This window comes from Nonomuraea sp. KM90 (assembly GCF_052246675.1).
Taxonomy (GTDB): Bacteria; Actinomycetota; Actinomycetes; order Streptosporangiales; family Streptosporangiaceae; genus Nonomuraea.
Genome location: NZ_JBQQCB010000030.1, coordinates 15,485 through 27,603 on the forward strand (window position 1 = coordinate 15,485; position 12,119 = coordinate 27,603).

12 protein-coding genes and 1 pseudogene are annotated in these 12,119 nt (G+C 71.1%); 9 read left to right on the top strand and 4 right to left on the bottom strand.

The features are described from left to right. Positions 1-308: 308 nt before the first annotated feature. Positions 309-1,763, top strand: a complete 1,455-nt coding sequence (locus tag ACTWPW_RS27410) for a glycoside hydrolase family 43 protein (RefSeq protein WP_443170307.1) — start codon at positions 309-311, stop codon at positions 1,761-1,763. Here ACTWPW_RS27410 and ACTWPW_RS27415 read toward each other — a convergent pair. From ACTWPW_RS27415 to ACTWPW_RS27425, 3 genes are read right to left on the bottom strand one after another with little or no spacing between them, the layout of a single operon-like run. Beyond that, entirely contained in the window at positions 1,760-2,674 is a 915-nt protein-coding gene (locus tag ACTWPW_RS27415; RefSeq protein ID WP_443170308.1) for an LLM class F420-dependent oxidoreductase, read from the bottom strand. The two genes, ACTWPW_RS27410 and ACTWPW_RS27415, sit on opposite strands and share 4 nt — an antisense overlap. A gap of 13 nt (positions 2,675-2,687) precedes the next feature. Beyond that, positions 2,688-4,106, bottom strand: coding sequence for an amino acid permease (locus tag ACTWPW_RS27420; protein ID WP_443170309.1), 1,419 nt, complete (start codon positions 4,104-4,106; stop codon positions 2,688-2,690). A gap of 24 nt (positions 4,107-4,130) precedes the next feature. Beyond that, positions 4,131-5,255, bottom strand: coding sequence for an aminotransferase class V-fold PLP-dependent enzyme (locus ACTWPW_RS27425; RefSeq protein WP_443170310.1), 1,125 nt, complete (start codon positions 5,253-5,255; stop codon positions 4,131-4,133). 85 nt (positions 5,256-5,340) lie between these two features. On the opposite strand from ACTWPW_RS27425, the gene ACTWPW_RS27430 reads away from it, so the two are divergent. Together ACTWPW_RS27430 and ACTWPW_RS27435 are read left to right on the top strand one after the other, a co-directional pair. Next, positions 5,341-5,877 (top strand): helix-turn-helix domain-containing protein, encoded by a 537-nt coding sequence (locus tag ACTWPW_RS27430; RefSeq protein ID WP_375113667.1) that lies wholly within the window; start codon positions 5,341-5,343, stop codon positions 5,875-5,877. Positions 5,878-5,965: 88 nt separating this feature from the next. Further along, positions 5,966-6,454 carry a DUF305 domain-containing protein gene (locus tag ACTWPW_RS27435; protein WP_443170311.1) on the top strand — a complete coding sequence of 163 codons (489 nt, stop codon included), beginning with the start codon at positions 5,966-5,968 and terminating at the stop codon, positions 6,452-6,454. Here the strand turns inward: ACTWPW_RS27435 and ACTWPW_RS27440 are convergent. After that, positions 6,399-7,958, bottom strand: a complete 1,560-nt coding sequence (locus tag ACTWPW_RS27440; RefSeq protein ID WP_443170312.1) for an SDR family oxidoreductase — start codon at positions 7,956-7,958, stop codon at positions 6,399-6,401. The genes ACTWPW_RS27435 and ACTWPW_RS27440 overlap by 56 nt on opposite strands. Before the next feature lie 77 nt (positions 7,959-8,035). Between ACTWPW_RS27440 and ACTWPW_RS27445 the strand changes: the two are divergent. The 6 genes and pseudogenes from ACTWPW_RS27445 to ACTWPW_RS27470 all read left to right on the top strand — a co-directional run bounded on the left by ACTWPW_RS27445 (position 8,036) and on the right by ACTWPW_RS27470 (position 12,099). Beyond that, a pseudogene (locus tag ACTWPW_RS27445) lies at positions 8,036-8,868 on the top strand (DUF523 and DUF1722 domain-containing protein). Positions 8,869-8,957: 89 nt separating this feature from the next. After that, the gene (locus ACTWPW_RS27450) at positions 8,958-9,374 is read left to right on the top strand and encodes a hypothetical protein (RefSeq protein ID WP_375113672.1); all 417 of its coding nucleotides are present in this window, start codon (positions 8,958-8,960) and stop codon (positions 9,372-9,374) included. A 79-nt stretch (positions 9,375-9,453) separates the two neighbouring features. Then, positions 9,454-9,684: a hypervirulence associated TUDOR domain-containing protein gene (locus tag ACTWPW_RS27455; protein ID WP_375113673.1), complete on the top strand. Its 231-nt coding sequence runs from the start codon at positions 9,454-9,456 to the stop codon at positions 9,682-9,684. Beyond that, positions 9,684-10,013, top strand: a complete 330-nt coding sequence (locus tag ACTWPW_RS27460; RefSeq protein ID WP_443170313.1) for a DUF3140 domain-containing protein — start codon at positions 9,684-9,686, stop codon at positions 10,011-10,013. Before ACTWPW_RS27455 ends, ACTWPW_RS27460 begins: the two co-directional genes overlap by 1 nt. A gap of 224 nt (positions 10,014-10,237) precedes the next feature. Beyond that, positions 10,238-11,215: an ABC transporter permease gene (locus ACTWPW_RS27465; protein WP_375113675.1), complete on the top strand. Its 978-nt coding sequence runs from the start codon at positions 10,238-10,240 to the stop codon at positions 11,213-11,215. After that, a complete protein-coding gene (locus ACTWPW_RS27470) occupies positions 11,212-12,099 on the top strand; it encodes a carbohydrate ABC transporter permease (protein WP_375113676.1) in 888 nt (295 codons plus the stop codon). Before ACTWPW_RS27465 ends, ACTWPW_RS27470 begins: the two co-directional genes overlap by 4 nt. The last annotated feature ends 20 nt before the right edge of the window (positions 12,100-12,119 follow it).

Genomic DNA, 12,119 nt, shown 5'->3' on the forward strand with positions numbered 1-12,119 from the left:
CATGGGCCTCCCCCTGCCCGCGCGGGCCCGTGTCATGCCACCGCGGGCCGCGCGTCGATCCGATCACCTCTTCCGTACGTGACCTGGAACGTGGCGTCGGAGCGGCGGTGCGCGCCGGTGATCGGGTCGCTGCGGAGCCGGAGGCCGGAGTGCCTGTCACACCTGATCTCCGGTGTTGACCGACCTGGTGTGCGCGATCACACTGAGGTGGCGCCGAGGTGAACACCCGCCTTGACCGCGATGACGTGCCGCGTGTTTCCGCGCCGAGATGTTAGCGCTAACAGCCAATGTCGGAAGGCAGTCCGAAGATGTCCAGAGCCTGGTTACGGGTGAGCGCGGTCCTCGCCGCCGCCTGCCTGCTGTTCGCGTCGTTGTCCGTCACCGCCCCGAAGCGGGCGGCCGCCCTCGAACCGTTCACCGGCTACCTGATGGCGCACTTCACCGGGGAGTCGGCGAACGGCGAGCAGATCTACCTCGCCCACAGCGACGACGGGCTGCGCTGGACCGACCTGAACAACGGTCAGCTGGTCCTGCGCTCCACGGTCGGCACGCGCGGCGTCCGCGACCCGGCCCTCGTCCGCTCCCCCGCCGGCGACCGCTACTGGATCGTCGCGACCGACCTGCGCATCGCGAGCGGCACGTCGTGGAGCGACGCCGCCAACCGGGGCAGCACCTCGCTCGTCGTGTGGGAGTCACGCGACCTGGTGAACTGGTCGGCCCCGTGGCTGATCAACGTCGCCGGCGGCATCCCCGGCGCCGGCAACGCCTGGGCGCCCGAGGCCGTCCACAACCCCGCGACCGGCGACTACGTGCTCTACTGGGCGACCAACTCGGCCCGCAACGGCGTCACCAAGCACCGCATCTGGTACGTCCGCACCGGCGACTTCCGCACCTTCACCGCCCCGCAGCTCTACATCGAGCGCGGCGGCACGCAGGGCCTCATCGACACGCAGATCATCGAGGTGCCCACCAGCGTCGGCGGCTACCGCTACTACCGGGCCTCGGCGGACGGCCACATCACCATCGAGGCCGCCGACTCGATCCTCGGCTCCTGGACGACCCTCGGGAATCTGTCGCACATGGGCATCTCCAACGGCACCGGCGGCGGCAACGTCGTGGAGGGGCCGATGTGGGCGCAGTTCAACGGCCGGAACGAGTGGGCACTCTGGCTTGACCAGTTCGCCACCGGGCGCGGCTACATGCCCATCACCTCGACGAACCTGGGCAGCACGCAGAACTTCCGCACCCGTACCGACTACGGGATGGGCGGCAACCGCAAGCGCCACGGCTCCATCCTCAACCTGACCGCCGCCGAGGAGGGCCGGGTGCTCGGCCGCTGGGGCGCCGCCGTGCCGATCAACCGGATCCAGTCGTACAACTTCCAGGACCGCTACGTCCGCCACGCCGACCTCGACGTGCGCATCGACGCGAACGTCAGCCCGGCCCAGGACGCCCAGTTCCGGCTGGTGCCCGGCCTGGCGAACAGCTCCGGCCACGTCTCCTTCGCCTCGGTGAACTTCCCCGGCTACTACCTGCGCCACTACGGCTTCGACTTCGTGCTGGCCCCCGACGACGGCACCGCCACCTTCGCGGCCGACGCGACCTTCCGCCAGGTTCCGGGGCTGGCCACCACGTCATGGGCGTCGTTCCAGTCGTACAACTACCCCGACCGGTACGTCCGCCACTACGACTACCTGCTCAGGCTCGATCCCATCACCGACGCGCAGGGCCGCGCCGACGCCACCTTCCGCGTGACGTCCTAGCCCCTGCGCGGGGCTTCCGGGCGCGGGGCTTCCGGGCGCGGGGCCTCCTTGTGCAGGCCGAGGACCTCGGCGGCGGTCTCCAGGGCGGCGAGGTGCTCCTCCACCGAGCGCAGGCCCGCCCGCATGGTGTTGACGGCGATGTGCGTGGCCCCGGCCTCCCTCCAGCCGCGGGCCAGCCCGTCCAGCTCGTCCTCGCCGCCCCGCCAGTTGACGCGGCCCTCCATGCCGAGCGTGGAGGGGTCGCGTCCGGCCTGCCTGGCGGCCTCCTCGACCATGGCCTTGGCCTCGTCGAGCTCGTGGCCGGGGGCGAACTGCGGGAACCATCCGTCGGCCAGGCGGCCGGCCCGCCGGTAGGCCGCCGGCGACTGCGCGCCGAACCACACGGGGATCGGCCGCTGCACGGGGAGCGGTGCCAGCCCCGCTCCCGTCACCCGGTCGAAGGTGCCCTCGAACGTGACCGACGGCTCGGTCCACAGCCGGCGCATCAGCTCGACCTGCTCCTCCATGCGCCTGCCCCGGGTGGCGAAGTCCTGGCCGAGGGCTTCGTACTCGACCCGGTTCCAGCCCAGCCCCACGCCCAGCCGGAACCGGCCGCCGGTCAGCAGGTCGACCTCCGCCGCCTGCTTGGCCGCCAGGGCGGTCTGCCGCTGGGGCAGGATGATGATGCTGGTGACGAGTTCCAGCGAGGTCACCCCGGCCAGATAGCCGAACATGACCATCGGCTCGTGGAAGGTCGTGCGCACGTCGTAGGGGCCGTCCCAGCCCCGGTGGACCGCCGGGTCGGCGCCGAGGACGTGGTCGAAGGCCATCACGTGCCGGTAACCGAGCTCCTGGACCCCCTGCCCGTAGGCGCGCACGGCGCCCGCGTCGCCGCCGAGCTCGGTCTGGGGGAAGACGACGCCGATCTGCATGGAATGACTCCCGTCAGGCTCCTGCTCTTTCCTGATCATCATCGCCCACCGCCGCCGTTCGTCCGCGCGCGACCCTCTGGCGGGAGATGGCGAAGTACACCACACTGATGATCACGAAGAACGGCACCCCGGCCCACCACGCCGGCCGCAGCGGCTCGATGAACAGCGTCGACACCAGGACGGCGGCGAGGAAGAGCATCACCACCCCGGAGGTGGCGGGCGCGCCCCAGAGCCGGACCGGCGACGGCGGCAGCCCCTGGGCGGCGCGGGTGCGGCGGAAGGCGTGGTGCGTCACCAGGATCAGCAGCCACACCACCAGCGCCCCGAACACAGAGACCCCGAACAGCGCGAGATAGGCCCCGCTCTCGCTGGCCGCCGAGACGATCGCGGCCAGCGCCAGGCCGAGCGCCGAGAGGGCGAGGGCGTTGCGCGGCACGCCGGAGGCGCTGAGGCGGCCGGTCCAGGCGGGGGCGTACCGGTTGGCGGCCAGCGAGTGCATCATCCTGGTGGTCAGGTAGAGGTTGGTGTTGGCGCTGGACAGGGCGGCGGTCAGCACGACGAGGTTCATGACGGTCGCCGCGGCGGGGATGCCGGCGGCCGAGAACACGCGGACGAACGGGCTCTCGGTGACCGAGCCGCCCTGGGCGGTGGTGGTCCACGGCGCCACGGTGAGGACGATCGCGATGGCGAGCACGTAGAACAGCGCCAGGCGGGTGACCATGCGGCGGGCGGCGCGCGGGATGTCGCGCACCGGGTTCTCCGACTCGGCGGCGGTGACCGAGACGGCCTCGGTGCCGATGTAGCTGAACAGCACGAACACCATGGCCAGGAACAGCCCGCTCGTCCCGTTGGGCAGGAAGCCGCCGTGCGCGGTGAGGTTGGAGACGCCGGTGGCGTCCGCGCCGGGCAGGCCGACGGTCACCAGGAGCACGCCGAGCAGGATGAACACGATGATGGCCACCACCTTGATCATCGCGAACCAGTACTCGACCTCCCCGAACAGCTTGACCGCGGCGGCGTTCGTGACCAGCACGACGGCCGAGAAGACGGTGACCGGCAGCCACAGCGGCAGCGACGGCCACCAGAACTGCACGTAGATCCCGGCCGCGATGACCTCGCCACCGATGGCGATGACCTGGATCGTCCAGTACGTCCACCGGACCACGAACCCGGCCCACGGCCCCAGATAGCGGTGGGCGATCACCCCGAACGCGCCCGCCTCCGGATGGACCACCACCATCTCGGCCAGCGCCCAGCCGATCACCAGCGCCACGCCCGCGCAGATGACGTAGGCCACGATGGTGGCCGGGCCGGCCTGGGAGATCGCCAGGCTGGAGCCGAGGAACAGCCCGGTGCCGATCGCGCCGCCGAGCCCGATCATGGTGAGCTGGCGCCCGGTCAGCCGGCGTTGCAGCCCGGATTCGTTGTCCACGGAAGACCTCTTCCCAGGGGGTGGTCAGGTCCTGCGGCAGGCCCTGACGGCTTCGACGGCCGCGTCCACGTCGGACCGGTCGTTGTAGTAGTGGAACGACAGCCGCAGCAGGTCGCCGCGCGGAGCCGTCCAGATGCGGCGCTCGGCCAGCCTGGCGGCCAGCGCGTTCGGGTCGTCGTCGGCGATGGCGACCTGCGGCCCGCGCGCCCCGGCGGGGCTCACCACCCGCTCACCGTCCGCCGTCAGCCGCTCGGCCAGCTCCTCGACCAGGGCGGACACATGCTCCTGTACGGCGTGCGGATCGATCCGCTCGATGAGGTCGAACCCGGCGTTGGCCGCGTAGGCGGACGGGATGGGCGGCGTGCCGGTCTCGAAGCGCCGGGCGTCGCCGGGGAAGTCGAGCAGCCGGGGATCGAAGGCGAACGGCTGCGTACGCCCGAACCAGCCGGTCAGCTCCGGCTCGCGCTGCTGCTCCATGCCGCCCCGGACGTACAGGAACGCGATCCCGGGCAGGCCGAGCAGGTATTTGAGCGACCCGGACGCCAGGTAGTCGCAGCCGAGCCGCTTGACGTCGATCGGGACGACGCCGGCGCCCTGGTAGGCGTCCACGAACACGCGGGCTCCCCGGTCGTGCGCCAGCCGTACGACGTCCTCGACGGGCAGGCGGGCGCCGTTGCGGTAGCTGTGCAGCGGCACGGAGACCAGGTTGACGCTCTCGTCGATGACCTGCTCGTAGCTCTCGGCCGGCACGTTCTCGCCGGTGTCGGCGGCCACCCGCACCTCGGCGCCGCGCTGGCGCTGGGCCAGCCAGACGTGCGCGATCGACGGGAACTCCAGGTCGTTGGTGACGATGCCGGGGCGGCGCGACCAGTCGAGCGACGCGGCGGCCTGGAAGGCGGCCTCCGACGCGCACGAGAGCACGGCCACCTCGCCGGCCTCGGCGCCGATGAGCCGGGCGAAGCGTTCCCTGGCCCGGCCGACCTGCCCCATCCAGGTCTCCCAGGGGGCGCCCTCGGCGCGCAGCGAGTGGCCGATCTCCTGGAGCGCGTACGCGAGCCGCGACGACAGTGCGCCCTGGCTGCAGCTCGCCAGGTGCACGGAGTCGGCCAGGGAGGGGAACTCGGCCCGGAACTGGGTGGCGTTCAACATGCACGACATTTCGGGCACACTATCGGGCGCCTTTTAACCAGGTCAATAAGAGTTTAACGTCATTAACGCCCGGTAGGATCTCCGGGTGATTGGCGCCAGGATCCGGAAACTCCGCACCGAACGGGGGTTGACCCTCGCCCAGCTCGCCGCGGCGGCGGGCGTGTCCGGGGGGTTGATCAGCCAGGTCGAGCGCGACCTGGCCGACCCGAGCCTGGAGACGCTCAGGAAGATCGCCAAGGTGCTGGAGCTGCCGCTGTTCAGCCTGTTCCAGGAGCCCGACGCGGCCGCCGTGGCCGTGGTGCGGCAGGACAAGCGCATGCTGGTCCGGTCCCCGACCGGCGGGGTCGCCTACACCCGGGTCTCCCCCGGGCACGGGCGGCTGGAGGTCCTGGAGGGCCGGCTGGAGCCCGGCGGGTCGTCGGCGGCCGAGCCGTGGGCGCATCCGTCCGAGGAGTGCGTGCTCGTCCTGCGGGGGCGGCTGGTCGTGGAGGTGGCCGGGGCCGAGCACCTGCTGGAGGAGGGCGACAGCTGCTACTTCGACTCCTCGCTCCCCCACCGCTACCTCAACCCGGGCGAGGAGCCGGTCGACTTCCTGATCGCGGCGACCCCGCCCAGCTACTGAGCCGGTTTCCCGGCGATCAGCGGCGTTCCGGAAAACCGGGCTGAACCGTTCCCGGCCGCTCCGCGTACCTTCGTACATGCGTTGGAAAATGGCCTTGATCGCGCTGCTGGGCCTGCTGGCGGTGAGCGGCTGCGCCGCGGCGGCGGACACCCAGGCGGCGGGGTACAACCAGGCCGACGTGCGGTTCAACCAGCAGATGATCACGCATCACCGCCGGACCATCCAGCTGGCCGAGCTCGCGGTCGATCGGGGCGGCAGCGCGTACGTGCGGGACCTCGCCAAGGAGATCATCCCCAAGGAGCAGGCCGACATCCGGGAGATGTCCGGCTGGCTCACGTCGTGGTCGGAAGCGGTGCCCGCCGAGGAGAAGGCGGAGGAAGGCGCCGAGTTGCGGAAGGGCGCCGGGTTCGACCGGGGCTGGCTGACGATGCTGAAGGGGCACCTGGAGCACGGCGTCCACATGGCGAAGGAGGTCCAGACCGCGGGGAGGCACGCGCCGACGCGCCGGCTCGCCGACCGGATCATTCAGGTGCAGAGCGGCGAGCTGACCGCCATCGCCGAGCGCCTGGCTCTCTAGCCGTGTCGACCATGCCCCCGCCCGCCGGACCGGGCGACCCGGAGGAGCGTTCGGCGCGCCGGGCCGCGGCGGCCACGTTGACCGGCATCCGGCCGAAGATCAGGCGGTGGAAGGGGGAGATCGCCCACCAGTACAGGTGGCCGAGCAGCCCGTGCGGGTGGAAGATCGCCCGCTGGGTGTAGATCGTCCGGTCGCCGGAGCGGGTGACGCCGAGCTCCAGCCAGGCCAGGCCGGGCAGCCGCATCTCGGCCCGCAGCCGCAGCAGCCGGCCGGGAAGGACCTCCTCCACCCGCCAGAAGTCGATCGAGTCGCCCACCCGCAGCCGGGCCGGGTCGCGGCGGCCGCGCCGCAGCCCCACGCCGCCGACGAGCAGGTCGGCCAGGCCGCGCAGTTGCCAGGCGACCGGCAGGGAGTACCAGCCGTTGCGGCCGCCGATGCCCTCGATGACCTGCCACAGCGCCTGCGGGCTCGCGGGCACGGCCAGGCTGCGATCGTCGACGAAGAGGCTGCCGCCCGCCCAGTCGGGGTCGGTGGGCAGCGGATCGCTCGGCGCGCCCGGGGTGGACGCCGAGGACCAGCGGGTGGCGACGTCGGCCTCCTTGATCTTCATGAGGGCCAGCGACACCGCCCGGCGGAAGCCGATCAGGCCGCTCTCGGGGTCGGGCACGTGGCGGGCGATATCGTGCTCGCCGCAGACGGCTTCGTTGCGCAGGGACTCCACCAGCGGGCGCGCGATGCCCGACGGCACCGGCGTGACCAGCCCCACCCACAAGCTGGACAGCCGGGGGCTGAGCAACGGGACGGGGATGATCAGCCGGGGCGGCAGCGCGGCCACGGCGGCATAACCTCGCATCATGTCCGCATATGTCAGGACGTCGGGGCCGCCGATGTCGAACCCCCGGTTGACCGTACCCGGCGCATCCGCCCACGCGACCAGATAGCGCAGCACGTCGCGGACCGCGATCGGCTGGGTCCGGCTGCGTACCCAGCGCGGCGTCGTCATCACCGGCAGCCGCTCGGTCAGGTGGCGCAGCATCTCGAACGAGGCCGACCCCGACCCGATGATCACCGCGGCGCGCAGCACCACCGCCGGCACGGCGCCCCGCAGGAAGATCTCCCCCACCTCGGCCCGTGACCGCAGGTGCGGCGAGAGCCCCTCTCCATGGGTGAGGCCCCCCAGGTAGACGATCCGCCGCACGCCCGCCGTGGCCGCCGCCGCCGCGAACGTACGCGCCGCCAGGCGGTCCCGCTCGGCGAACCGGCCGGTCGCGCCCATCGTGTGGATCAGGTAGTACGCGACCTCCACCCCGTCCAGGGCCCGGCGCGTACGCTCGGGGTCGGTGGCGTCGGCCTCGGCGATCTCCGTCCGCGGCGCCCACGGCAGATCCCGCAGCCGCCCGGCCGAGCGCACCATGCACCGCACGTCGTGACCGGCCGCCAGCAGCTCGGGCACCAGCCGCCCGCCGATGTAACCGGTAGCCCCGGTGACCAGGCACAATGCCATGAGGTCAGACTTCCCCGGCACGCGCGCGCCATGCTCCGGGTGGCGTGCGGATCCTGGGTTGCGGGCATCTGGGGAGCATGAGTGAAGGTCACGGTTGGGGCAGGCCACGGGTGGCGGTGTCGAGCTGCCTGCTCGGCGAGCCCGTACGGCACAACGGCGGGCACAGCCGCGCCCGCTTCCTCACCGATGACCTGGCGCCGTTCGTGGACTGGCTGCCGATCTGCCCGGAGATGGAGATCGGACTCGCCGCACCCCGCGAGTCGCTGCGCCTGGAACGCTCGCCGGACGGTCCCCGGCTGATGACGCGCCGGAGCCGCCGCGACCTCACGCCCGCACAAACCGCGGCCTGTTCGCCGACGCGGTGATCGAGGCCCACCCACTGCTGCCCGTCGAGGACGAGGGCCGGCTCAACGACGCCGTCCTGCGGGAGGCGTTCACCGAGCGGATCTTCGCCCATGCGCGGCTGCGCGAGCTGCTGGAGAGCGACTGGCGGCCCCGCGAGATGGTGGCCTTCCAGTCCAGGCACAAGATGCAGTTGCTCGCGCACTACCCCGACGGCCTCCGCGAGACCGGCCGTCTGGTCGCCGGGGCGGGGACCCGCCCGCGCGACGCGCTCGCCGAGGCGTACGGCACCGCGTTCCGCACTGCCATGGCCGTCAGGGCGTCGGTCGGGCGCAACGTCAACGCCCTGCAGCACTGCCTCGGCATGATCAGCGACGGCCTGGACCCGGTCCGCCGCGCCGACCTCGCCGAGGTCATCGCCTCCTACGGGGCGCGCCGGGTGGCGCTCAGCGTGCCCCTCGCCCTGCTGCGCCACCACGCCCGCGGCGAAGCGGCCACCTACGTCCGGGAGCAGACGTACTTCTCCCCGTACCCGGACGAGCTGAGCCTGCGCAACCACGTCGCCTGACGGCGCCCGTCGCCATGACGGTCGTTTGGTGATCCGGTTCGCGGGGAGGTCACGGACATGATGCGGGTCGGCACGCCCACGAGGCGATCATGAGAGCGGATTCGGCGGAGACGAGGTACGACTTCGCCTTCGACCGCCGGTACCGCCCGCTGCTCGGGCTGCTCCGGATCCGTCCCGACACCAGCTACGTCCTGGTGACGGACCGGGCGCTGCGGGTGCGTTTCGGGCCGTGGGAGGTGGTCACCTCGCTGGACAACGTGGCCGAGGTCCAGGTGACCGGCCCGTACGCGGCGATCAAGGCGATCGGCGCGCGCATGTCCCTGGCCGACCGCGGCCTCACCTTCGGTTCCAGCACCCGCCAGGGGGTGTGCGTACGGTTCCGCCAACCGGTCGGAGGCGGCGAACCCGTGGGACTGCTGCGCCACCCCGCGCTCACCGTCACCGTCACCGACTGCCCCGGCCTGGCCGCCCACCTGCGGCAGCACCTCCGCACCGGCCGGGAGTGACCCGCGCGTTGACGAAGGGATGGGCGTTTCCATAGCGGAGCCGGGGGGTGAACGCTCCGGCGGGGGCAAGGGGGAACGCATGACCAGGAAGCGGAGGAAAGACCCGTCAGTTGGCGACGAGGTCGCCTGGCGAAGCCATGGGTCGACCACCCACGGCAAGGTGGAGAAAAAGATCACCAGCAGGCGGAAGGAGGCCGGCCGCACCGTTGCCGCCTCGCGCGACGAACCCCAGTACGTGGTGCGCAGCGAGAAAAGCGGTAAGAAGGCCGTGCACAAACCATCGGCCCTGCACAAGGACGAGGACGCCTGATGGCCGAGGAGGAGCGGGAGGTCGTGGCCGAGTTCGGCCGAGCGGTGAACATGACCGCCAGGGAGCTGGAGCGCTGGCTCGGCACGGAGGAGTCGATGGCGGTGGGGCAGAAGGACGACGGCGGCGAGTCCACCGGGCACGAATCCGGCCGCAAGATCGTCAAGCTGCTCCACGCGAAGAAGTCGTCCCTGACCGAGGCGGACTACGCGCACATGCGCAAGGTGATCGGTTACATACACCGGCATCTGGCGCAGCGTCCCGACGGCGACGTCCGGGACACCAGATGGCGTCATTCGCTGATGAACTGGGGCCACGATCCCCTCAAGTGAGTGACGGCCGCGGCGACCGTGTGAAAACGCTTCCTTCAGATGGCCGATCCTAGGCGTTGACGGACAGTGGCCACAACGCCAGCGTCATCGAGATGAGCAGGAAAATCGGGCATCGCGCGGCCCTAAGCCCAGCAACGGACTGTTGACGCCATCATGTAACCGTTTTATCTTGATGAACATTCTGTTTCGGGCTCGGCATCGCAAGAGAGGCGTAGCACGTGAGCATGACGCGGGTCCGTGGCGGTGCTGGCGCGACCAGTCCGCCGATCGAGGAGGCACGCGCCCCGTCCCACCGCAGGAACCGGTTACGGCGCATCCGGGCCGACCGGGTGCTGTTGCTCCTCGCGGTGCCGGGGCTGGTGTACTTCCTGGTCTTCCACTACGGCGCGCTCTTCGGGAACGTGCTGGCCTTCATGGACTACATCCCGTTCCTCGGGATCCAGGGCAGCGAGTGGGTGGGCCTGGCGCACTTCGAGCGCATGTTCGCCGACCCGGAGTTCTGGAACGCGGTGACGAACACCCTGTTCATCGCCCTGCTCCAGCTCGTCTTCTTCTTCCCCGCCCCGCTGGCCCTGGCGCTGCTGCTGCACAGCATCGTCGGCGACACGGTCAGGAAGTTCGTGCAGAGCGTGGTCTACCTGCCGCACTTCCTGTCGTGGGTGATCGTGCTCGCGCTGTTCCAGCAGATGCTGGGCGGGGCGGGCGTGGTCAACGGCTGGCTGTCGGACCTGGGCGCGGGCGGTATCTCGATCATCGGCAACCCGGACGCGTACGGGCCGCTGGTGGTGGCGCAGCTGATCTGGAAGGAGTGCGGCTGGGCCACGATCATCTTCCTCGCCGCCCTGTCACAGGTCGACGAGCAGCAGTACGAGGCCGCCGCCATCGACGGCGCGGGCTGGGGCCGCCGGCTCTGGCACGTGACACTGCCCGCCATCCGGCCCGTCATCGTGCTGCTGCTGGTGCTGCGGCTCGGCGAGTTCCTGTCCATCGGCTTCGAGCAGTTCTTCCTGCAGCGCCAGTCCGTCGGCCCCGAGACCGGCGAGGTGCTGGAGACGTTCGTCTACTTCACCGCCTTCGCGGGCGGCGACTTCGGCTACGCCGCCGCGGTCGGCCTGTTCAAGGGCGTGATCGGGATCGTGCTCATCTACACCGCCAACAAGGTCGCACACCGGCTCGGCGAGCAGGGGGTCTACAAGGCATGAGCGTCACCGGTGCACCGGCCTGGATGGGCCGGCCCAGCCCCGCCGTCCGCGCGCTCAAGGCGGTGGCGCTGACCGTCGTCGTGCTGCTGGTGCTCTTCCCGCTCTGGACGGTGCTGGCCACCAGCCTGGCCGGCCCGCAGGACGTCATCGACAACGGCGGCTGGGTGATCTGGCCGGCGGGGCTCTCCTTCGACGCCTACGCCGACATCCTGGCCGGCGGCATCATCACCCGCGCCCTGGTCATCAGCACGGGCATCACCCTGGTCGGCACGGCGCTCAGCCTGGCCTGCACCATCGCCCTGGCGTACACGCTGAGCCGGCCGAAGGTCTACGGCGGCAAGCCGATGCTGCTGCTGGTGCTGTTCACCTTCCTCTTCCCGCCCGGCATGGTGCCGCTGTTCCTGGTCGTGCAGAGCACCGGCCTGGTCGACCAGTACGCGGCGCTGATCCTGCCCTTCCTGGTCAACGTGTTCAACCTGGTCGTGATGCGCGGCTTCTTCCAGTCGATCCCGCAGGAGCTGATCGACGCCGCCCGGATGGACGGCGCCGGCGAGCCGGCGATCCTGCGCAAGGTCGTGCTGCCGCTGTCGAAGGCGGTGATCGCGGTGATCGGCCTGTTCTACGCGGTCGCGTACTGGAACCGCTTCTTCGAGGCGATCATCTACTTCAACGACCAGGCCATGTGGCCGATCGGCACCGTCCTGCGCCAGTACGTCACCGGCGGCGCCTCCCTCGCCGAGACCTCCGGCGAGCTGGCCGCCACCTCGCCGCATTCCGTGCAGATGGCCGTGGTCATCCTGGCCACGCTGCCGATCGTCTGCGTCTACCCGTTCCTGCAGCGCTACTTCGCCAAGGGCGTCCTCACCGGCGCGCTCAAGGCCTGACCTCACACCCCCCACCAGCT

Excerpts from the sequence above, each read along its gene's own strand:
- ACTWPW_RS27410 (WP_443170307.1), top strand. The coding sequence starts at position 309 with ATGTCCAGAGCCTGGTTACGGGTGAGCGCGGTCCTCGCCGCCGCCTGC.
- ACTWPW_RS27415 (WP_443170308.1), bottom strand. The coding sequence starts at position 2,674 with ATGCAGATCGGCGTCGTCTTCCCCCAGACCGAGCTCGGCGGCGACGCG.
- ACTWPW_RS27425 (WP_443170310.1), bottom strand. The coding sequence starts at position 5,255 with ATGTTGAACGCCACCCAGTTCCGGGCCGAGTTCCCCTCCCTGGCCGAC.
- ACTWPW_RS27435 (WP_443170311.1), top strand. The coding sequence starts at position 5,966 with ATGGCCTTGATCGCGCTGCTGGGCCTGCTGGCGGTGAGCGGCTGCGCC.
- ACTWPW_RS27440 (WP_443170312.1), bottom strand. The coding sequence starts at position 7,958 with ATGGCATTGTGCCTGGTCACCGGGGCTACCGGTTACATCGGCGGGCGG.
- ACTWPW_RS27450 (WP_375113672.1), top strand. The coding sequence starts at position 8,958 with ATGAGAGCGGATTCGGCGGAGACGAGGTACGACTTCGCCTTCGACCGC.
- ACTWPW_RS27455 (WP_375113673.1), top strand. The coding sequence starts at position 9,454 with ATGACCAGGAAGCGGAGGAAAGACCCGTCAGTTGGCGACGAGGTCGCC.
- ACTWPW_RS27460 (WP_443170313.1), top strand. The coding sequence starts at position 9,684 with ATGGCCGAGGAGGAGCGGGAGGTCGTGGCCGAGTTCGGCCGAGCGGTG.
- ACTWPW_RS27465 (WP_375113675.1), top strand. The coding sequence starts at position 10,238 with ATGACGCGGGTCCGTGGCGGTGCTGGCGCGACCAGTCCGCCGATCGAG.
- ACTWPW_RS27470 (WP_375113676.1), top strand. The coding sequence starts at position 11,212 with ATGAGCGTCACCGGTGCACCGGCCTGGATGGGCCGGCCCAGCCCCGCC.